Origin of the sequence: Aeromonas sp. 95A, from assembly GCF_051919235.1 — a bacterium.
GTDB classification, from domain to species: Bacteria; Pseudomonadota; Gammaproteobacteria; order Enterobacterales; family Aeromonadaceae; genus Aeromonas; species Aeromonas veronii.
Genome location: NZ_JBQBFC010000001.1, coordinates 56,272 through 77,461, shown reverse-complemented (window position 1 = coordinate 77,461; position 21,190 = coordinate 56,272). Strand labels below are relative to the sequence as shown.

Sequence of the window (21,190 nt, the reverse complement as noted above, 5' to 3'; positions counted from 1 at the left end):
GGTTTTTTTATTGCTGCGATATGCCCTGTCAGGGCACACTGTAGTGATGTGATGGACGCCCCCTCCCTGCGCGGTCAGTTTCATACTTAGGCTGACAGCGTTCAACTTGGGGGATCACCACATGAACACGATCAAAGTAGTTGGAATCGATATTGCTAAGTCTGTTTTTCAGGTGTGTGTATGGATGGCTGATGGTTCTGTTGCCTGGAATCGTAAAATATCTCGCCAGAAACTGCTCCACACGTTGCGCCAGTTTCCACCGCAAACACTGATTGCTATGGAAGCTTGCTCAACATCTCATTTCTGGGGACGAGCACTGATATCGATGGGCTATGACGTAAAGCTCATTCCCACACAGCATGTCAAAGCCTTTGCAAGACACCAGAAGAATGATGCCAACGATGCATTAGCTATTTGTGAAACAGCTTGCCGACCAGGGATCCACTTCGTCTCAGTTAAAACTACAGAACAACAAGATATCAAGGCGTTACGTAGTGCTCGCCAGCTCATAGTTGAGCAGCGAACCGCTCTGGCTAACCAACTACGGGCATTACTTGCCGAGTACGGAGTCATTATTCCAGCCGGGTTACAACGCCTGCAACGACAACTGCCAGAAGTGCTTGAAGACGGAGACAATACGATAACCTTCACGCTTCGCCGACTACTGAGCCTGTTACGAGAAGATATGCAGATGCTCACTGAACGGATTGATGTCTTGGATAAGGAACTAGCTGAACTGTCCAGCCAGCAGGTTGCCTATCACCACTTATTGACCATTCCTGGTGTCGGGCCACTGATTGCCGCTGCGGTGGTCAGTGAGGTTGATGCCACCCAGTTTTCCAGCGGCCGTGAGCTTTCTGCTTGGTGTGGCTTAGTCCCTCGACAGCACAGTTCAGGTGGAAAACAACGGCTTTCATCCATGACCAAGAACGGTAATCGTAACTTGAGGACCTTGATCATCCATGGCGCTCGAGCGGTGATGCGTTGTGTGCAAAAACGGGATGACAGTTTAGGGAGATGGGTTAAGGCAATTGAATTGCGGCGTGGCTTCTTGAAAGCCACTGTCGCCCTGGCAAATAAGTTAACTCGGATCATCTGGCGTGTACTAACTGACTCGGTTGATTTCAGTATGAACAGAGCTTTTGCAGGAAGTTAATTTGATATTTGCTTAGAAAATCTACGTTACTGAGTTTGCAGGCACTGATGAAGAAACGGGTACCGTCCTTGTAACAGCCTGAATTAGACCTGGGTATGCATATACCGGTGTAGTGATAAGGAAGCAAGGCTCGGATGACATCATGGCGAGGGAGTTAATCCCATCATAACGCCGGATATATGGTCGCAAACCGTATCAGTTCAGTTCTTGCACAACCCGGGGGCGTCCATATATGGTCTAATCATCCCGGACACCATTTTAGGTGGTACAGTCGCCACCATGACCTGAGGTGTTCAATGACAAGATTACGTCGCTCATTTACTGCCGAATTCAAACTCGAAGCCGCATCCCTGGTGCTCGACCAGGGATATTCTGTCCCTGAAGCCAGCCGTTCACTGGATGTCGGTGAAACCGTACTTCGCCGCTGGGTTCAGCAACTGCAATCCGAACGAACTGGCACAACCCCAATCGGCAAAGCACTGACTCCGGAGCAGCAAAAAATTCAGGAGCTGGAAGCCCGTATCAACCGGCTCGAACGTGAAAAGGACATTCTAAAAAAGGCTACTGCTCTCTTGATGGCGGACGAGTTCACACGTACGCGCTGATAGACCGATTAAGGGAGCAAGCCCCCATCACCTTGGTCTGCTGCGCTTTCGATGTTCCAACATCCTGCTTTTACGACTATCTGGCCCGCAGACGGGCGATTAACCGTGAGCGGATACAGCAACGCAGTGAGTTGCGCCGGTTGTTCAAAGAGAGCAGGAGCTCTGCAGGCAGCCGCGCCTTGATGTCGATGATGCGGGAGTTGGGGTATCAGATTGGTCGATTCAAAGTACGTAACCTGATGAAGGAAGCCGGGCTGGTATCCAAACAGCCGGGCGCTCATCGTTATCAGGTCGCCCAGTCTGAGCGACCGGACATTTCCAATCTGCTGGCTCGCGAATTTGATGTCCAGCAACCCAATCAGGTGTGGTGTGGCGATATCACCTACGTCTGGGCAGGTGGACGCTGGCATTACCTGGCAGCGGTGCTTGACCTGCACACCCGGCGGGTCGTGGGCTGGGCGATGTCTGATAAACCTGATGCAGAATTGGCAATCAAAGCACTGGAGATGGCCTATCAGCAGCGTGGTTGCCCATCCGGTGTGCTATTTCACTCTGACCAGGGCAGCCAATATGGCAGTAGGGCATTTCGGCAACGACTGTGGCGCTATCGCATGACCCAGAGCATGAGTCGGCGTGGCAACTGCTGGGATAATGCCCCGATGGAGCGATTGTTCAGAAGTCTTAAAACGGAGTGGGTTCCGGCTATGGGATACATGAGCGTGCGGGAGGCAAAGCGGGATATCAGTTATTACCTGATGGATTACTACAACTGGCGGCGTCCACATCAATACAATGACGGGATACCGCCAGCAAAAGCCGAGGTTCGGCCTAACCAAGTGTCCGGATTTAGTTGACCACTACACACATATTCTGGCGTTGGGGAGACTCAGGCTGCCAATTTGGGCTGGGGGTACGTGGCGGTATGCTCAAGGTAGAAGATGAAAAGAGCGCCAGACTGGGGGGCTGCGCCCGTATCGAATGCCAATGGGGTAACTGGGTAACCTGGCTCCCCGGCGAAATGGTCTGGCTCGATCAGTACCAATTTGGCACTCGCGGCAACGGCTACAAGGATTACGGCGGCCCCTTCCAGTTCGCCCTGGGTATCGGCCTCGGTTACGCCATCACCAAGAATTGGCTGATCGGCTATCAGTATGAGCACATGTCCAACGCCTATATGTATGACAAGAACCCGGGGCTGGACAGCTATACCCTCCACATCGAGTACCGTTTTTAGCCAAGCAGGCTCAACCGTTATCGAAACCGTTAGACAAAAAAAAGCCTTCACTCTCGTGAAGGCTTTTCGTCATGTGCACACTATCCATCGTTACAGATAGAAGATCCCCACGATCAGGGTATGGAAGACAAAACCGACCATCAGTGGTACCGAGGTGCGCTTGATCACCGCGAATGGGGTCAGCTTGGCACCGCTGGAGACGGCGATAATCACCCCGGAGACTGGCGACATGGCTCGCCCCATGTGGGAGGCCTGCTGCATCGGCAGGATCATGGCGGCGGTATTGACCCCCATGCTGGCGGCGATCTGCGGGATCAGCTCGACAAAGGCAAGGAAGGGCGCATTGCCAGAGCCCATGATGATGGCGGCAACCAGCGTCACCAGAGCAAAAACGATCGCCATGGCAAAGGCGGGCAGTCCCACATGTTCGGCGCCGACGATCAGGATATCGATCACCCCCAGCACCTTGATGCCGTGAGCGAAGATCCCCGCCGCCACCAGCAGCCCCACCACGTTGCTGAACGCTGACCCCATGCCGTTGAGGAAGTGGCTGAAACCACCACACACCTGTTTCATGTCACGGGTTCTGGCTGCCTCGACCACCATGCTGATAAACATCGAGATCATCACTATGGTGATGACGTTGAGCTTGATGTGATCGACAAACAGTGAAGAGAAGCCCACCGCCATGATGATGGGCAGCATCGGCAAAATGGCATAAAAGCCGGGGACTCCGACCTGTTGCGCCGACTCATCCACCGTAGCCGCGCCCTGATGCGGGTGTCCATCCTGCAGATCGCAACGACGTTGCCAAAATACGTGCATCAAGCCCACCACCAGCACTGTCGCCAGCGCGGCAGGGCCCTGATAGGTATAGACATACTCGATCACGTTGTGGCCCATGCCCACCGCATCGGTTGCACGGATGGCGTCGATAGCGGTCGGGGTATAAGCCACCCCGAGGGAGGTAGCAATCACCCCGGCCGACGAGGCCGCAGAGAGGCCAAGCCCTACCATGATGGGGAACAGGGTCGCCATCAACAGTACCGCCAGACCAGTCGCCGAGGGGATCGCCAGTTGCAGCGCGCTGGCCAGCAGGTAGGAGAAGAACAGCAACACATAGGGGGAGCGCAACCGGCGCAGTGGACGAATCGCAATGCACACCACCGCATCGTTGGCACCGATATGATCCATGTAATGGGCAAAGCCCATCAGCGCCATGATCATCAAGCCAAGATCGGCCGCCCGCGAGCTGAAGAGATCCCGCATCACCTCGAAGGGATCGAACAGGGCAATTCCGGTGCTCTCGACCCCTTTGGGCAGCACACTCCCCCACCCTGCCAGCTGGCTTGCCATCATCAGCACCAGACCGGCGGCAAACAGCACCGGCTCGGCCCGATAGCCTTTGAGAATCAGTCTGGCCACCAGCACGATGACCAGCACTGCAATAACTACCTGAAACATGACGACTCCTTAGCGGCTGAAACGGGCGTGGGTGAACTTGATGATCTCGATCACCACGGCACTGGCCGCCTCGAGGGATTTAACCGGCAGGTACTCGTAGATGGAGTGAAAGTTGTGGGCACCGGTAAAGAGGTTCGGGCAGGGCAATCCCTTCTGGGAGAGCACAGCGCCATCATAACCACCGCGCATCGGGATAGGCTTGGGGGTGATCCCCAGCGTCTCGTAAGCGGCCAGCGCCAGCTCGATGGGGTAGCGGTTCTCCCCCTGCAGGCTGTTGAAGACATTGCTGTAGCGATCGCTCAAGTGGTAACTCACGCTCTGCTCACCCCACAGGGCCTGACAGCTCTTGCCGAGGGTATCGAGCAGGGTCATTCGTTGCTGATACCCCTGCTCGGTGAAGTCGCGCACATCCAGCTTGAGCACTGTGTTGGCGCTGTTGCCCTGCATCTGCTTGACCCAGTAGTAGCCCTCACGCCCTTCGGTATATTCAGGCGCCTCGCCCCCCGGCAGCATGGCGATGAACTTGTGGGCCATCAGCAGGGAGTTCTTCAGCTTGCCCTTGGCCGACATGGGGTGGGCCGAGGCACCGTGAAAGACAAACTCCGCATCCCCCGCATTCCAGTTCTCATAGACCAGCTCGCCAATCCCGCAGCAGTCGAGGGTGTAGGCAAAGTCAGCGCCAAAACGTTCGGTATCGAACGCCTTGGCCCCGCGCAGCCCCTGCTCCTCGTCCGGTACCAGACCAATTTTGATGGTGCCGTGAGGGATCTCCGGGTGTGCCTGCAGATAGGCAACCGCATTGACGATGGCGGCGATGGCCGCCTTGTCATCGGCCCCCAGCAGGCTGGTGCCGTCGGTCACGATGATCCGATCGCCGACATAGTTGGCCAGCTCGGGGAACTCGCTCAGACGCAGGGTGACCTGCTGGTCGGCATTGAGGCAGATATCGCCCCCTTCATAGGCCACTACTTGGGCATGGGTATCGTTGGTGTGTTCAGCACTGGTATCGAGATGAGCAAAGAAGGCCACGGTGGGCAGATCCCCCGCCACATTGGCAGGAAGTGTGGCGGTCAGGATGGCGTTATCCGCCACCTCCACGGTCAACCCCAGGGCGATCAGCTCCTGCGCCACCTTGTCAGCCAGCACCCGTTGCCCCGGGGAGGAGGGCATTACCCCGGCGGCGCCCGCTTCACGATTGGTGGTGGTATTGATGGCGGTGTATCCCAAAAATCTGTCGACAATATGCATTGCGGTAGTCCTGTGAGTAGTGACGGATATGATGCCGTGACGAGATCCGGCGGCGCGGTCGCCTTATTCAGAAAGCAGCCGTCTGATGAAGCGATAACGCCTTGGATTAACGAGAAAAAATGAGATGGATAAAGAGAGTGCCCATCACAGTCGAATCAATGGGTAGTGATAAATAACACAGAAAAGCTGCATAAAAGCCATCAGATAACCAAAAGTGGGTAGCTGATCACATGCCTGATATGCTGAAAGGCGAAATAAAAACCTGAATGAAAGTCTCTGCTTTCGTATCGGGTAGCGAAATCCACTGCCCGGGCCAGACACATTGGCGGGATGTCATAAAGGAAAAATGCCGGAGCACAGGCTCCGGCATCGATAGAGGAAAAGTGAGCTGGGGGCCGGTCAACCCGGCGGCTGCTCAAACCGACCGCCCCCCTTCTGCATGATAAGTGCGTCGCGGTTAATCCTTCTTCGCCTTGTTGGCGAAGAAGATATCGGCCTGAATATCCTGGGTGCGCACCGTGAAGATCTGGTTGGTCAGATCCTCGGTCAGCGTTTCGGCCTCCTGCATCACCCGCAGATTGAAGTCGTTGAGCATGCTGTTGGCGGCAACCTTGTCGGTCTTGACCGTTTTCAGGTAGTTGGCTTCCATCTCTTTCTGCTCTTTGGCGATCTTAGCCTCCCAGCTCTGGTACGCATGCTTCACCATGGGGGCCAATTTGGGGTAATCGGTCATCACCAGGGTCTGCAGCTTGCGATATTTCCAGTAGATGGAGTCGCTGTCGGCCTTGTCGCTACCCATGGCATAGTGGGCCGGATAGGCTTCCAGACTGCTGTAGTAGGGAACGAAGGCGGTCAAGTCCGCCATGCCGAGGCCCACATAGGTCACCTCCCCCACCTCGCGCGGCATCCAGGGGCGCACCTGCATCACATGGGCCTCGTAGGTGCGAAGCACGCTGATGGGGCGCCACGGCTCCTGGCCGTTCAACCCTTTGCCGTAAGGGTCGTGCTCGGTGCCGTCATAGTGATTGCGCAGCACCGCCTTGACCTCCTCCAGAGTCATCTTCTTCTCGGGGGTCAGGGTGACCGGGAATTGGCGACCGGCATCCACCGTTTGCTTGAGCGAGGGGTTGAACATCTGCTGTATGGTCCAGACCCGGGGATCGTTATAGGTACGATCCCGCTCGTCGTCGCGGGTATAGGCTTTCGAGAAATTGAACGTCCCATCCTTTTGTGGCTGGTAGAGCCCCTTCTCGGTGGCAAACTCGACCAGATTTTTCGAGCCCATCATGTCGGCACTCTTGGGATCGTAGTGCTGCAAGCGACCCTGATTGCCAGAAGCAAAATACTGGTCCTTGGGCAGACGCTGCGCCATCCAGTGGTGACCAGTGGCTGTCTCCAGATACCAGAGCTCGTTGTCATCCACCACGGCGACGCCAAACCCCTCCCCCGCCCCCAGGGTCTCTATGATGTTGCCCAGCAGGGCGACCGCCTCGCGGGCCGATGTGGACCGGGAGAGCAACACATCGGGAATGTCATCCTCGGTGATCCCCTTATCTTCCACATAGGGGTCAAAGGCGAGCGCTTCGGGTGAGGCAAAAATGGACTCGGTGCCGCTCACCCCGACTCCCTTCTCGTTGAACCCGGTGGCGCCATGCAGCTGGGTCTTCCAGTTCGGTACCGTGGTATAGCGCAGGGAGTTTTTCGGCAAGGGGTAGCTGAAATCATTGGCGCCATTGTGAGCCTTGGAGCTGTGCATACCGCTCTGCCCCTGCTTGGCCGGATGGATCACGAAATGCTGGGCTTTCAGGGCATCGCTGTCGGCGCTGCGGGCCACCATCATGGAGCCATCGGCGCTGGCTTCACTGCCGACCAGCAAGGTGGTACAGGCGAACGCCGACGAGAAGAGAGCAAGGTTGATGGAGAGTGCGACGACGCACTTTTTGAAGGAATACATGAGATCTCCTTGTTGCACAGAGTGGTTGCAAATAAGCGGTGGCGCGCCAGTCAACCTGCCGCTGTCACAAGGGATCTGCGCGGTGACACGGGCCGGACAGTGCGGGCCATCAAACCGTAAACACGAAAAAGAGCAGTGCGAATAAACCATGGAAACCAAGGAGGTAGCCAAGGCCCCCTGATAGGCGACCTGTACGCATTTCTGCTTTCAGCTGTTCCGCTGGCGTGGCGATACTAGGCCCAATCAACTGACTTGAGTGTGACTGACAGCCCAAAACACCAACAATAAAGACTCAATCGATGCAAAATGTTGATAAGTGTGACAAGCGCAGGATCCTTGGCGACATTCAGCCGTCAACACGAGGCACGCAAGGCGCATACAGAAGGGAAATAAAGAGATGAGGAGATATAACGCGCGGGATGGCGTGCTGACGCCATCCCGCGATTCAAGTCAGTAGGTCACTGCGCATCCGGCTGGTTGGCGGGGGCGGCTTTGATAAAGGCTTGCAACTGTTCGCAGTTGGCGACGATGCGGCGGATAGTGGGGTAATCGTCCAGGGTCATGTCGTAGCGGCGGGCGTTGTAGACCTGGGGCACCAGCATGCAGTCGGCCAAGGTCACTTCGTTGCCAACACAGTAGACACCGGCGGTGGTCATCAACAGCTGTTCGAGGGCGGTGAAGGTCTCGTCAATCCAGTGGCGATACCAGCGAGCCTCCTGCTCGTTGTTGGCCCTGAAGTGTTCTTCCAGATAGTTGAGCACCCGCAGATTGTTGAGCGGGTGGATATCGCAGGCGATCATGTTGACGATCTGGCGCACCCGGGCCCGCGCGTCGGGGGAAGAGGGCATCAGTGAGTAGGCTGGATAGGTCTCGTCAAGGTACTCCATGATGGCGACCGACTGACCGATCTGCACATCGCCATCCACCAGAAACGGCACCAGCCCTTGCGGGTTGATCCGGCGATAAGCCTTCTCGCTCTGCTCGCCTTGCCGCAAATTGATGGGGTGCTGCTCATAGGCGAGCCCCTTGAGCTGCAACACGATCCGCACCCGAAAACTTGCCGACGAACGCCAATAGCCAAACAACTGCAACATAATCTGTCCCTGCATCTTATCTGGGCCCGAAGCCCGGCAGGTGCTCACCACCTGCCTCCTTGTGTATCCGGCACCGGTTGAGGGCTCGTCGTGATCCGGACATATCCCGAATAGGTTTGCCGCCAACCGGCGCTGGCCATCAACCTCCCTGACCGCTCGCTGGCACCACCTGTTGAGAGATGGTGCCAAACAGGTTTTGGCCAGAGCGATCCTCCATCGCGATCGACACTCTATCACCAAACTGCAAATAGGGGGTTATAGCTTGATCACAATCAAGAATTTCCAGCATGCGGCGCTCGGCAATGCAGGATGAACCGGCGCTGCGATCGTAGTTGGAGACGGTGCCGGAGCCGATGATGCAGCCCGCACCAAGGGGGCGGGTCTTGGCCGCATGGGCAATCAGCTCGAAGAAGCTGAAGGTCATGTCCACCCCGGCATCAGGTGCGCCAAACAGGGCGCCATTCAGATGGGTGTGCAGGGGCAGCAGCACCTTGCCATCGCGCCAGTCATCGCCGAGCTCGTCCGGGGTGATGGCCACCGGCGAGAAGGCGCTCGACGGTTTGGACTGGAAGAAACCAAAGCCCTTGGCCAGCTCCGCCGGAATGAGGTTACGCAGGCTCACGTCGTTGACCAGCATCAGCAGCTTGACGTGACTGGCGGCCCCCTGCGCGCTCACCCCCATCGGCACGTCGTCGGTGATGATGGCCACTTCCGACTCGAAATCGATCCCCCACTCCTCGGAGCCCATGACAATCGGCCCACGGGGGGCGAGAAAACTGTCGGAGCCCCCCTGATACATCAGCGGATCGTGCCAGAAGCTCTCCGGCATCTCGGCGCCGCGCGCCTTGCGCACCAGCTCCACATGGTTGACGTAGGCGCTGCCATCGGCCCACTGATAGGCGCGCGGCAGCGGAGAGAGGCAAGACGCTTCGTCAAAGGGGAACGCCTCGGCCACACGGCCCTCGTTAAGCTGCTGATAGATAGCCTCCAGCCTGGGGGCAACCTCGGCCCACTCGTCGAGGGCGGCCTGCAGGGTGGGAGCAATCTCGCTCACCCGTACCGCACGGGTCAGATCCCGGCTCACCACCACCAAAGCGCCATCGCGCTTGCCATTGTTCAATGTTGCCAATTTCATAAGCGATTCCTTATTTGCCGGCAGCAGCGTCCGAGCGCTGCCAGCTGGAGACATACCGGGTGTTCTCGATCCCTTCGCACAGACTGCCGACATTCAGCGCATCGCGGGTATCTAACATCACCGCCACCTCGTCGGTGAACTTCTTGGCATAGGCCTGCCCTGCCGCAAACGCCTTGGGATGGGGGCCATGGGTGAAACCGGCGGGATGGAAGGTGACCATGCCCCGCTCGATGTTGTCCCGGCTAAAGAAATCCCCCGCGTGGTAAAAGAGCACCTCGTCGTAATCGTCATTGCTGTGATAGAAGGGCACCTTGAGGGCGCCGGGATCGCTCTCGATGGGGCGTGGCACGAAGGTACAGATCACGAAGCGGCTCGCCACAAAGGTCGAATGAGCCGACGGCGGCAGATGGTAGCGGTGGCTCATCAGCGGGCGGATATCCCGCCAGTTGAGGCGCACAACGCACAAATCCCCGTGCCACCCTTGCGCATCCAGCGGGTTGAACGGCCAGGTGATAACGCTAATCTCGTCGTGGCGCTTGACCTGCAGCGACCAGGGATTCTCATCCTGCTGGGCTAAAAAGCGCTCGTTGATGGCGGGCACATCGAGCGCCGCCGGGTCGAAGATGGCGTGATTGCCCACCAGCCCCTTGTCCGGCAGCTGGTAGCTGTCGTTGGTCGCCTCGATCATCAGGATGAACAGGGGCGCCGTCGGCTCGATGCGCCACATGGTGCCACGGGGGATCACCACATAGTCGCCGTCCCGCAGGCTCAGGTGGCCGTAATCGCAGAAAAACTCGCCGCCCCCCTCGTGGATAAAGAGCAGCTCGTCACCGTCGGCGTTGCGCACCAGAAACGGCATTGCCTCGGAGAGCCGCCAGATGCGATAGCGGCAGTGGGGGTTGCTAAGAATGTCGGGAGCCACCCAAGGGGAGAGCGAGCTTACCTCCTCTTGCAGGGCATTGAGGTCAAACAGCCGTGGCCGCAGCGGCCCCTCCCAACTGCTCCAGTCGGTAGGGGCATGCTTGTGGTGCATGTGGGTGGCGGGGCCGAAAAAACCGCTGCGCCCCAGTTCGCGCTCATAGATGGCCTGTTCCGGCAGGTCGGCATGGGCCTGCCGGGAGTGGGTTCCCTCCCGATGGGGGAAGTTAATCCAGTTACGCATCGCTCGCTCCCTCTTTGCGGGCACCCTTGTCATCCTCGCCGCCATCCAGCACGCCACGGCGGATCTGGTCCAGCTCGATCGATTCAAACAGCGCCTTGAAATTGCCCTCACCAAACCCTTCGTTGCCCTTGCGCTGGATGATCTCGAAGAAAACCGGGCCAATCACGGTATCGGTAAAGATCTGCAACAGGATGCCATCCTTGGTAGGGGAGCCGTCGATGAGGATGCGCAGCTCTTTGAGGGCCGCCAGATCCTCCTGATGCCCCTCGACCCGACTGTTCACCTTCTCGTAGTAGGTATCCGGGGTCGGCATAAAGCCGGTACCGCGGCTGCGCAGGGTGCGGATGGTGTGGTAGATATCGCTGGAGGCCATGGCGATGTGCTGGATCCCCTCCCCCTTGTACTGACGCAGGTACTCCTCAATCTGGGACTTGTCATCCGCCGACTCGTTGATGGGGATGCGGATCTTGCCGCAGGGGGCGGTCATGGCGCGTGAATGCAGCCCGGTCAGCTTGCCCTCGATATCGAAGTAGCGAATTTCGCGGAAGTTGCCGATCCGCTCATAGAAGTTGGACCAGACATCCATATTGCCGCGATGCACGTTGTGGGTCAGGTGATCGATCTCCATAAGACCGGCATCCACCTCCGCCATCCGGGCCTGCCAGTCGGGGTAGAAGACAAAATCCACGTCATAGATGGAGCCTTTGTCGCCGTAGAGGTCGACAAAGGAGAGCGTGCTCTCGCCGATACCGTAGATGGCGGGAATATTGAGCTCCATCGGGCCAATCTTGCCGACAAAAGGCTTGGCCCCCTTGGCGATGGCGTACTGCTGGGCTTTACCCGCATCGCTCACCCGAAATGCCATGCCGCAAACGCTCGGTCCGTGCAGGCTGGCAAACTGCTCCGCCTGGGAGTGGGGCTCGGCATTGACCACAAAGTTGATATCCCCCTGCCGGTAGAGCCAGCACTGTTTGTGTTTGTGCTTGGCGACCTCGGCAAACCCGAGCGAAACAAACAGGCTCTTGAGAGCGGCAATCCCCTTGGCATCGGGGGCCGTGTACTCGACAAACTCGAAACCGTCAGTGCCTAACGGATTGATGGTGTGGGTGGCGGAAGAGGTGGCATTCATCGGGCGCTCCTTGCTCTTGATTCGGTTAAAACGGATTGCAGCACCCAGCGGCGCGGCAAGTGTTAACAACTTGTTTCATTAGAAGCAGGGCGTAGCAGGAAGAGAAGAGGCGGGTTGCAGATAGTTTTTCGCAGCTGGCAACAAAAGATGTAAATAGATTGTGACATTCAAGCGGCAGCCCTGCGGATCAAACGGTGACGACCAGTATGGCTGTCAGCTTTGGCTTACAGTTGCCAGTTTTTGACCATCAGATGGGGCAAGCAGGCCCGGGCCTTTTGCAGTCGCACAGGCGTTGGATTGATCAACCACGCCTCTTTCCCCAACCCCAGCAGCGGCAGATCGTGCAGGCTGTCGCTCAGGGCCAGCTCGGCATCGAGGGCGCAGATCTCCGGCAGCAGCTTGTGCTGGCCGTGGCAATAGAAGCGCGGCATCAGGCCGCCAAAACGGTAGTGCATCTGCGAGCCAATGATCCGGTGGGGCAACTGGCCGGGCAGTTGCTGATAGAGCTGGGCTCGCACCAGCGCGCAAGGACTGGCGGAGATCACCCAGCAGCGCGCCCCCTCGCTTTGCAGCAATTCGCGAGCCTGACAATACAACCCCGGCCTGGTGCGGCAATAGGCGCGCACCAGCTTACGCCAGCCCAAAGGGGAGAGCCCAAAGGTGATGGCCCACCAGATAAGGGAGATACCTCGCCGCCGCTGGCTGGGCAGCAAATAGACCCCCCCACCCAGCGCAATCACCGGCAACAGCAGCAGCGGCCAGATCCGGCGGCGCAGAATATAGCGCAGCAGACCGGCATGACTGTCGCCGGGGGCCAGGGTGTCGTCAAAGTCGGCCAGGATCCAGCGCGGCGCGCGCTCATCAGGCTCACGCTTTATCGATGAATGGATCATGACGTCAGACGCTGGGCGCATAAGCATCAGGGCGCAAGGGTCGCGATGGCGGCCATGAGCTCGGGAGTAACAAATTCACTCCCCACATCGGGCGGACAGACAAAGTCGAACGGCTCGCCCGCCAGGGTAAAACTCAGTCGCCAGGCGTGCAGATAGCCGCGATCGGAGGGCGTACCGCCATAGCGCTCATCCCCGAGAATGGGGGCGCCGATACTTTTGAGGGCAACCCGGATCTGGTGGGTTTTGCCGGTCTGGGGCTTGATACGATAGAGCCGCAGCCCCTCGCGCACCGACACCGAATCAAACCAGCTGATGGCGGGGTTATCCAGCGTGCGCGCCAGCATCCAGCTGCCGCCACGCCCCTTTTGCATATCCCCTTTCACCCAGCCCTGCTTCTTCTTCGGTTTGCGATCGGAGAGCGCCAGATACTGCTTGCTCACCTCACGGGCCGCAAAAGCCATGCTCAGCTCACGGTTCGCCTCCGTGGTGCGGGCCAGCAGCACCAAGCCGGATGTCATCTTGTCGAGCCGGTGCACCGGATAGAGGGTGAGCCCTGTATCGGCCTTCACGCGATTGACCAGCCCCGGAATGACCGACTCCCCGTCGCCCTTCTCGTCGTGCATGCCTATGCCGGGCTGCTTGTCGATAACCAGGAAAGCGGGATGCTCAAACAATATCCGGTACATAAAACCTCGGGAACTGGGGAATAAGGCTCACAACCAACGACTGGCGGCGCTCGGGAGTGCTGCATTCTCCCTGCTCGGGCACTATTTGGCAAACCGGGCGGGCAGAGGATAAAGATAAAAAATGGCCCCGCCTGCAACAGGCGGAGCCATTTTCGCTCATCTTGGCAGCTCACACCTTACACATTGCGCGGGCGCAGGTGAGCGTGCCAGCGCGCTTCCCACTTCTTGAACAGCCAGACGATGACAAAGGTGAGCAGCATATAGAGCAGCCCTGCGGTCAAAAACGCCTCGAACGGACTGTAGTAGCGAGAGTTGATGATCCGCGCCGCGCCGGTCAGATCGACGATGGTGATGATGCCCGCCACCGCCGAGCCCTGCAGCATGAAGATCACCTCGTTGCTGTAAGCCGGCAGTGCCCGACGAAACGAGTTGGGCAAAATGATCCGGGTCAGGGTCTGCCAGCGAGTCATGCCAAAGGCGTTGGCAGCCTCAATCTGGCCGCGCGGCATATTGTGCACCGCCCCGCGCACGATCTCGGCGGTATAGGCGGCAGTATTGAGGGTGAAGGCCAGCAGGGCGCAGAACCAGGCTTCGGAGAAGAGCGACCAGGCGGCACTGTTCTTCAGCCACTCCCACTGAGCGGCGCCGTAGTAGATGATAAAGAGCTGCACCAGCAGCGGGGTGCCGCGAAAGAAGTAGATATAGGCCCAGATCGGCCCCTTGATCAGCCAGTTGCGGCTGTTGCGCAGAATGCCCATGGGCACCGCCAGCATCAACCCAAGGATCAGAGAGAGGGCCACCAGCCAGACGGTGGTATAGAGCCCCTCCCAGTAGGTGGGCCACTCTTTGAGAATGATTGAGAAATCCATGGCTTACCTCGTCTTGATGGCGTAATGACGCTCGGCCCACTTGAGCGCCGAGGTGGAGACTGCGGTGAAGATCAGGAAGATCAGCGCCACCGCCATGTAGAAGGTGAAGGGTTGCTGGGTCGAGCCCGCCGCCAGCGAGGCTTTGCGCACCATGTCATCAAGGCCGATGATGGAGACCAGCGCGGTGGTTTTCAGCAGCACCAGCCAGTTGTTGCCAAACCCCGGCAGGGCGTGGCGCATCATCTGGGGGAAGAGGATCCGGACAAACACCTGGGTTGCCCGCATGCCAAAGGCCCGTGCGGCCTCCAGTTCGCCTTTGTCCACTGCCAGAATGGCGCCGCGAAAGGTCTCGGTCATGTAGGCGCCGAAGATAAAGCCGATGGTCGCGACACCGGCCACAAAGGGGCTGATGTCGATATAGTCCGGAAGCAGGGAGACCCACTCCTGATTGGGATTGCTTTCCAGCAACCAGTTGTTGTAAGCCTCGTTGACCCAGGTGCAGATGCCGTTGATCAGCACCTGGCCACCAAAGAAGAGCAGCATCATCAGCACCAGATCGGGGATGCCGCGAATAATGGTGGTGTAGCCGGTGGCGATGGCCCGGGCCCACTTGTAGGGAGAGAGTTTAGCCAGCGCCCCCAACATCCCCAGCAGCAACGCCAGCAGCAGGGAGGCCAGCGCCACTTCCAGGGTGACCCAGGCGCCCTCCAGCAGCGAGGCTTCGTATCCTTTCAAATCAAACATATGCAGCTCCATCGCCACTGAATCTTCACGCACCTGCTAACCAGAAGGCTCCATAGCAGTCCGAATGAAATATGTGCAGCTCCATTGCAATCAATGCGGGCCCGTAAACTCCCTCAGGGAGGTGACGGGCCCGATGACTACTGACGGGATCAACCTGTCGTTACTTGCCGTAGACGTCTTTGGACTTACTCGCCGTAAACGTCTCTTTGTTTTACTCTCCGTAAACGTCGAACTCGAAGTACTTGTCGTTGATTTCCTTGTACTTGCCGTTGGCACGCAGCGCCAGAATGGCGGCGTTGAATTTCTCTTTCAGATCCTTGTCAGCCTTGCGCACCGCAATACCGGCACCCTCGCCAAACCACTTGGGATCGGTCAGTTTCGGGCCGACGAATTCGAAGGCATCACCCCCCTCTTTCTTCAGCAGACCGTCGGTGATGGCGGCAGAGTCGGCCAGCACATAGTCCACACGACCGGATTTCAGATCGAGATAGGCTTCATCGGCGGTGCCGTAACGCTTGATGGTGGCATTGGGGAAGTTGTCGGTAATAAAGGTATCCATGGAGGTTGCACGCTGCACCGCGACGGACTTGCCTTCCATAAAGGCTTTGTCGAGCTGCACATCAGTGCCCTTCTTGGCGGCAAAGCGGGCCGGAATGTGCTGGTACTTCTGGGTGAAGTCCACCTTCTTCTTGCGCTCTTCGGTGATGTCCATGGTGGCGATGATGGCGTCAAACTTGCGCGACAACAGCGCCGGAATGATGCCGTCCCAGTCCTGCTTGACCAGGGTGCACTTCACTTTCATCTCTTCGCACAGGGCGTTGGCGATGTCGATATCAAAACCTTTCACCTCGCCACTGGGCTCGGTCCAGGAGAAGGGGGGATAGGCACCCTCAACCCCGATCCGGACCTCTTTCCACTCCTTGGCCATCAGGCTACCGGACGCGAGGGCAGTAACTACGGCTGTCGCCAGCATCAGCTTGTTCATGTATCACTCCTTGATAAAACAGTTGATTGGGTAACCAGGCATCCCGCCATCAGTAGATGGAGGAGATGAATTGCTTGAACCGCTCGGATTTGGGATGGGCGAAAATCTCCTTGGGGTTGCCCTCCTCTTCCACCCGCCCCTGATGCAGAAACATCACCTTGTTCGATACATCCCGGGCAAACGACATCTCGTGGGTCACCACCAGCATGGTGCGCCCCTCTTCGGCCAGCTCGCGCATCAGGCCGAGCACCTCCCCTACCAGCTCGGGATCCAGCGCCGAGGTGGGTTCGTCAAACAGCATCACCTCGGGCTCTACCGCCAGCGCACGGGCAATGGCGGCCCGCTGCTGCTGACCACCGGAGAGGTGGCCGGGATAGTAGTCACGCCGCTCCCAGAGTCCAACCCGGTTGAGCAGTTGCTCCGCCTTGGCCAGTGCTTCGGCGCGAGGCACCTTGAGCACCTGGATCGGCACTTCGATGATGTTCTGCATGATGGTCATGTGTGACCAGAGATTGAAACTTTGAAACACCATGGCCAGCCGGCTGCGGATCCGCTCCACCTGACGCATATCCTCGGGCAACCGCTCGCCGGCGCGGCTGGTTTTCATCCGGATCAACTCGCCATGGAGCGAGACGGTGCCGGATGAGGGGGTTTCGAGCAGATTGATACAGCGAAGAAAGGTCGACTTCCCCGAGCCGGAGGAGCCGATAAGGGAGATCACATCCCCCTTGTGGGCGGTCATGTCGATGCCCTTGAGCACTTCGTGGGTGCCAAAATATTTGTGCAGATCACGTACTTCCAGTGCGGCAACGTCGCTCATCCATTACAACCTTGTCTGTCCCTAGACGCCGCAGGGGGCGTGACTCAACCATCGTCCATTTAACAAAAAGTTAACCGATGGCAACCTTCAGCGAAAATATCACCCGGATAGTGAAAAAACAATACAGAACGAGGGTCTTCAGGGGATTCGCTCTATTTTTATTCGCTCTTTGCGTATTTTTCAGCACTTTGTTTGCATAAACAGCCGTTTCAATGGCTATTCCGATAACGCCTTTTTATACCCCAATCATATCAGTGGCAAGAGAAAAGCGTGATGTGTGCCAAACCGGCACCAAAATGGCTTTATGCACCCCCTTGCCGAGCGAAATATCGGTCCCCCGATTGGATCAACTTGATTTCATTGGTGCACTCGGGCTCGCACAGAACCTTATCAAACAGAGAGGTTGTGGCAAAAAAGTAACAATCTGCCCCCAAAAGGGCTGTTTTCGGCCATGAAAGCGATAGATATGTGACACAGAGCCAATAAGTAATGATAAGGTGGTGTTTTTATCAGTTTTTGTGATCGAGGCCTCGATGCTGCTCAATGTGTTGCTGATCCTGTTGCCACTGGCAATCGGCTATCTGATTCCCCTCTCCTCTGCCCGGCTGATCAAGCTGGTCAACCAGAGTCTGGGCAAGATGGTCTACCTCATTCTGTTTCTGATGGGGCTCGGGCTTGCCTATGTGGAGAACCTGGGCAGCAATCTGGCGGTGATCTTCAAGGTCGCCGGGGTGATGCTGACCGCGATCACGGTCTGCAACCTGCTGGCCCTCTGGTGGCTCGACAAGCGCACACCGCCGACCCATGAGGCGAGTGATACCAAGATGCCGAGCAAGCTGCACCTGCTGTGGGAATCCCTGCAGCTCTGCTTTGTGGTGCTCGGCGGCGTGCTGCTCGGGCTGCTGGTGGATCTGCGCGCACTGCCCATCGACAAGTGGAGCGAGTGGGCCCTGATGCTGCTGCTGTTTCTCATCGGGGTGCAGATGCGCAACTCCGGCATGCGGCTGCGCCAGATCCTGCTCAACCCCTGGGGGATGAAGATAGCCGCCACTGTCATCCTCAGCAGCTGGCTGGGCAGCCTGCTGGCGGCCCAGTTGCTGGGCATGCCCTTTGCCCATGGTCTGGCGATGAGCTCGAGCTTCGGCTGGTATTCGCTCTCCGGCATTCTGGTGGCCGACAAACTGGGGCCGGTGCTCGGTTCTGCTGCCTTTATCAACGATCTTGGGCGCGAGCTTATCGCCATTCTGATCATCCCGGTCCTGATGCGTCGCCACCCCTCGGCGGCCATCGGTTACGGCGGCGCCACGGCGCTGGACTTCACCCTGCCGGTCATCCAGAAATCAGGGGGCATTCAGGTGGTACCGGTAGCCATCGTCTCCGGCTTTATCCTGAGCCTGCTCGGCCCCATTCTGATCCTCGGGTTTCTGGCGATCTAAGCCTTATTTCCCCACTGTGTCTAGTCCTGAAATAGGTTTACACATTTTCAACTAGCATTTCTCTACTCAGAACCCCCTATGGACCGCATCGGGGGTTCTGTATTTCAACGCATGATGCGGCCGCTCCGCGTTGTAAATATCCACTGCTTCACGCACCATTTCCCGCGCTTGCGTCAAATCCTGCGGGCTTTGCAACAACAACTCTCCTTTCAAAATCCCGTTCACCCGCTCCGCCAACGCATTCTGGTAACAGTCATACCCATCCGTCATCGAGCATTTCACCCCGTACCGTTCATGTAATGACTGATACAGCACAGAGCAATACTGCACGCCGCGGTCCGAGTGATGGATGAGTTCACCGCCGCCACGCCGTTGCTTCAGTGCTTTCTTAAACGCCATCGCCACCGATTCGGCGTGCATCCCTTCGTGCACGTGATGGCCCACTATCTTGCGTGAGTACGCATCCGTCACCAGGCTCAGGTACAGCGGTCCGCTCCTGGCTGGCAGATAGGTGATATCAGCAACCCAGACCTGCTCCGGAGCCACCGGTGTGACCTGCTCTGGCCCCGCCTTGAGCAAGTTGGGATGACGGTAGAAACGGTGAAAACTGTGGGTGGTCTTGTGATACGCCCGTCTGGGCTGCACCAGCAAGCGGTGCTCGGCCAATATCCGAAACAGCCTGTCCCGCCCGACCTTGAGCCCGCCATCATCCTGACCCTGCAGCAGATAATGTAGCTTGCGGGTGCCGACCCGAGGTTGTCGCAGTCGAACCTGACGCACGAAGCGCACCACCTGCAATCCTTGTGCATGGCGCTCGTCGGCGACCCGATTGCGCTTGTAGTAAGCCTGCCGGCTTATCCCTAGAAACAGGCAAGCCCTGACAATGGTCAGCCTCTCGACTTGCCGCTGCGAGAGGACTTGCCGGGTCGCTTTTTTACGATGGAGACGCCGTAGTCATTCTTCAGCACATCGACGACGGCCTCAAAGAACTGGGCTTTCTGGCTCATCAGCGCCAGCTGTTGCTCGAGTTCCTTGATGCGCTGTTCGGGCGTCTGGTTGTCGGGGTCAGGCATGGTGATGCTCCTGCCGGCACGAACAGAAGCCCCCTGGCTCCAATCTTGCCGACCATGTTTACGCAACCATACCAGAACGGTGGAGCGGCCCTGAATGCCATAACGCACCTGAGCCTGTTTGTAGGTGAGCTCGCCTTTTTCAATCTGCTCGACCAGCGCCAGTTTAAAAGTCAGCGAGTAATCGCGCTGTGTCCGTTTCACACCTTGTCCCATTGGGTTCTCCATTTATTGGGGGGAAAGGTGTAAACCATATTCAGGATGGGACACTGCAGACAAAAAAAGCCCGACCTTGTTGTCGGGCTTTTGCTGCTTGGAGCCACCACGCACTCGCTCTAGCTGCGATATTGCCCGCAGCCTTATTCGCGCCACAGCCCGCCACTCATCACCCTCTCGATAGCAAACGTCCGGGCGTGCACCAGCAGCAGATCCGCATCCTGTCCGACCCCGATATGGCCCTTGCTGCAGAGCCCCAGCGCCTGTGCCGGATTGCTCGTCACCACGGCCAACGCCCTCTCCAGCGAGACACCGAGCCGGGTCGCGCGCACGCACTGCTGCCACAGGCTGGCAATCTGGCCGCAGCGCATCTCGATTAGCCGCCCCTCGCCATCAAAGCGCGGCAGGCTGGCGTTTGCATCCGAGCTGAAGGTGATGCGCTCGGCTGGCACATTGGCGGCCAGCAGCTCGAGAAGCGCATCGGCAGCAAGCCGCTCGCCATCCTCCAGCAGATCGGGAAAGCTCGAGGTGGTGAGGTCGACCCAACCTCCCGCCTTGCCCCACTCAATGGCCTCGGCAAAGAGCCAGGGGTTGCGGTTGCAGTGAGTGGGATAGAGCTGGCTCAGCGGAATATCGGTCTCATCGCGAAGAGCCCTCAGGGGGGCCAATGCCCCCTTGCCATCCCCGACATGGAAGAAGCTGACCCCGCTCTTGCCCGCAAGCAGCCCGGCCACCCGCGCCTCGCTGGCAAGCCTGGCCAGCTCGTCGTGGGTGGGCGCACTGGATCTGTGGTCGCTGATGGCCACCTCCCCCACCCCCAACACCTCGGGGATCAGGATGATGTCCGACTCCACCGTGCCGGTCAGGGTCTTGACCGGCAGATGGTAGGAGCCGGTATACATAAACGCGCTCACCCCGGCGGCGCGAAACTCGCGCACCTTGCCGAGCACCTGCGTGGGAGTGCGGGTCAGGCTGTCGGTACCAAGCGCCGCCACCAGCGTGGTCACTCCGGCCTTGAGCGCCTCGCTCGCCGCCAGTTCAGGGGTACGAAAGGCAAAGCCCCCCTCACCGCCGCCTCCCGTAATATGGGCCAGCGGGTCCACCATGCCGGGCACCAGATAGTGACCCCGTCCATCGACACACATCAGTGGCCAGTCGGCGGGCACGCTCATTCCCTTGCCCATCCAGGCGATGCGGCCATCCGCCACCAGCAGATCTTGCTGGCCAAGGTGGGTGGGGCTGAAGATCTCGGCTCCCTCGATCAGGGTCAACATGGCGATCCTCCTTGCA

Annotated in this window: 18 protein-coding genes and 1 pseudogene; 4 read left to right on the top strand and 15 right to left on the bottom strand. The window is 58.2% G+C overall.

What is annotated here, in order from left to right; all coding sequences use genetic code 11:
* Nucleotides 1–121 precede the first annotated feature (121 nt).
* From ACTG2U_RS00325 to ACTG2U_RS00315, 3 genes and pseudogenes are all read left to right on the top strand, one after another.
* The gene (locus tag ACTG2U_RS00325) at nucleotides 122–1,156 is read left to right on the top strand and encodes an IS110 family transposase (protein WP_201035198.1); all 1,035 of its coding nucleotides are present in this window, start codon (nucleotides 122–124) and stop codon (nucleotides 1,154–1,156) included.
* A gap of 296 nt (nucleotides 1,157–1,452) precedes the next feature.
* Nucleotides 1,453–2,615, top strand: a protein-coding gene (locus ACTG2U_RS00320; RefSeq protein ID WP_429070639.1) for an IS3 family transposase whose coding sequence is annotated in 2 segments (ribosomal slippage) — nucleotides 1,453–1,708 and nucleotides 1,708–2,615 — 1,164 coding nt in all. Because the reading frame shifts where the segments join, the coding sequence is not laid out codon by codon here.
* 8 nt (nucleotides 2,616–2,623) lie between these two features.
* Nucleotides 2,624–2,995: pseudogene (locus ACTG2U_RS00315) on the top strand (acyloxyacyl hydrolase); the annotation flags it as partial.
* Between the two features lie 90 nt (nucleotides 2,996–3,085).
* Here ACTG2U_RS00315 and dcuC read toward each other — a convergent pair.
* The 13 genes from dcuC to ACTG2U_RS00250 all read right to left on the bottom strand — a co-directional run bounded on the left by dcuC (nucleotide 3,086) and on the right by ACTG2U_RS00250 (nucleotide 17,178).
* Nucleotides 3,086–4,459, bottom strand: a complete 1,374-nt coding sequence (gene dcuC / locus ACTG2U_RS00310) for a C4-dicarboxylate transporter DcuC (protein ID WP_335812253.1) — start codon at nucleotides 4,457–4,459, stop codon at nucleotides 3,086–3,088.
* A 9-nt stretch (nucleotides 4,460–4,468) separates the two neighbouring features.
* Complete coding sequence (gene pepT / locus ACTG2U_RS00305) at nucleotides 4,469–5,707, bottom strand: peptidase T (RefSeq protein ID WP_429067363.1); 1,239 nt, start codon at nucleotides 5,705–5,707, stop codon at nucleotides 4,469–4,471.
* 457 nt (nucleotides 5,708–6,164) lie between these two features.
* Entirely contained in the window at nucleotides 6,165–7,661 is a 1,497-nt protein-coding gene (locus ACTG2U_RS00300) for a C69 family dipeptidase (protein WP_429067362.1), read from the bottom strand.
* Between the two features lie 458 nt (nucleotides 7,662–8,119).
* Entirely contained in the window at nucleotides 8,120–8,755 is a 636-nt protein-coding gene (gene maiA, locus ACTG2U_RS00295) for a maleylacetoacetate isomerase (RefSeq protein WP_005361400.1), read from the bottom strand.
* Between the two features lie 139 nt (nucleotides 8,756–8,894).
* A complete protein-coding gene (locus ACTG2U_RS00290) occupies nucleotides 8,895–9,890 on the bottom strand; it encodes a fumarylacetoacetate hydrolase family protein (RefSeq protein ID WP_439973855.1) in 996 nt (331 codons plus the stop codon).
* Nucleotides 9,891–9,900: 10 nt separating this feature from the next.
* Nucleotides 9,901–11,052 (bottom strand): homogentisate 1,2-dioxygenase, encoded by a 1,152-nt coding sequence (locus ACTG2U_RS00285; protein WP_439973853.1) that lies wholly within the window; start codon nucleotides 11,050–11,052, stop codon nucleotides 9,901–9,903.
* A complete protein-coding gene (gene hppD, locus ACTG2U_RS00280) occupies nucleotides 11,045–12,181 on the bottom strand; it encodes a 4-hydroxyphenylpyruvate dioxygenase (protein WP_439973852.1) in 1,137 nt (378 codons plus the stop codon). The genes ACTG2U_RS00285 and hppD overlap by 8 nt, the downstream gene beginning before the upstream one ends.
* A 224-nt stretch (nucleotides 12,182–12,405) precedes the next feature.
* Nucleotides 12,406–13,074 carry an HAD family hydrolase gene (locus ACTG2U_RS00275; protein WP_439973851.1) on the bottom strand — a complete coding sequence of 223 codons (669 nt, stop codon included), beginning with the start codon at nucleotides 13,072–13,074 and terminating at the stop codon, nucleotides 12,406–12,408.
* A gap of 26 nt (nucleotides 13,075–13,100) precedes the next feature.
* The gene (locus ACTG2U_RS00270) at nucleotides 13,101–13,760 is read right to left on the bottom strand and encodes a TIGR01621 family pseudouridine synthase (RefSeq protein WP_439973849.1); all 660 of its coding nucleotides are present in this window, start codon (nucleotides 13,758–13,760) and stop codon (nucleotides 13,101–13,103) included.
* 176 nt (nucleotides 13,761–13,936) lie between these two features.
* Nucleotides 13,937–14,629, bottom strand: coding sequence for an ABC transporter permease (locus ACTG2U_RS00265; RefSeq protein ID WP_005337302.1), 693 nt, complete (start codon nucleotides 14,627–14,629; stop codon nucleotides 13,937–13,939).
* Nucleotides 14,630–14,632: 3 nt separating this feature from the next.
* The gene (locus tag ACTG2U_RS00260; protein ID WP_042053114.1) at nucleotides 14,633–15,373 is read right to left on the bottom strand and encodes an ABC transporter permease; all 741 of its coding nucleotides are present in this window, start codon (nucleotides 15,371–15,373) and stop codon (nucleotides 14,633–14,635) included.
* A gap of 211 nt (nucleotides 15,374–15,584) precedes the next feature.
* Entirely contained in the window at nucleotides 15,585–16,358 is a 774-nt protein-coding gene (locus ACTG2U_RS00255) for an ABC transporter substrate-binding protein (protein WP_005337307.1), read from the bottom strand.
* Nucleotides 16,359–16,407: 49 nt separating this feature from the next.
* Nucleotides 16,408–17,178 carry an ABC transporter ATP-binding protein gene (locus tag ACTG2U_RS00250; protein ID WP_005337310.1) on the bottom strand — a complete coding sequence of 257 codons (771 nt, stop codon included), beginning with the start codon at nucleotides 17,176–17,178 and terminating at the stop codon, nucleotides 16,408–16,410.
* A 533-nt stretch (nucleotides 17,179–17,711) separates the two neighbouring features.
* Here ACTG2U_RS00250 and ACTG2U_RS00245 point away from each other — a divergent pair.
* Nucleotides 17,712–18,614, top strand: a complete 903-nt coding sequence (locus ACTG2U_RS00245) for a lysine exporter LysO family protein (RefSeq protein ID WP_158114028.1) — start codon at nucleotides 17,712–17,714, stop codon at nucleotides 18,612–18,614.
* Nucleotides 18,615–18,680: 66 nt separating this feature from the next.
* On the opposite strand, the gene ACTG2U_RS00240 is transcribed toward ACTG2U_RS00245, so the two are convergent.
* A protein-coding gene (locus ACTG2U_RS00240; protein ID WP_439973848.1) for an IS3-like element ISAs31 family transposase occupies nucleotides 18,681–19,900 on the bottom strand; the annotation gives its coding sequence in 2 pieces (ribosomal slippage) (nucleotides 18,681–19,552 and nucleotides 19,552–19,900; 1,221 coding nt in all).
* Nucleotides 19,901–20,043: 143 nt separating this feature from the next.
* Nucleotides 20,044–21,174 carry a beta-aspartyl-peptidase gene (gene iadA / locus ACTG2U_RS00235; protein WP_158113968.1) on the bottom strand — a complete coding sequence of 377 codons (1,131 nt, stop codon included), beginning with the start codon at nucleotides 21,172–21,174 and terminating at the stop codon, nucleotides 20,044–20,046.
* Nucleotides 21,175–21,190: the final 16 nt, after the last annotated feature.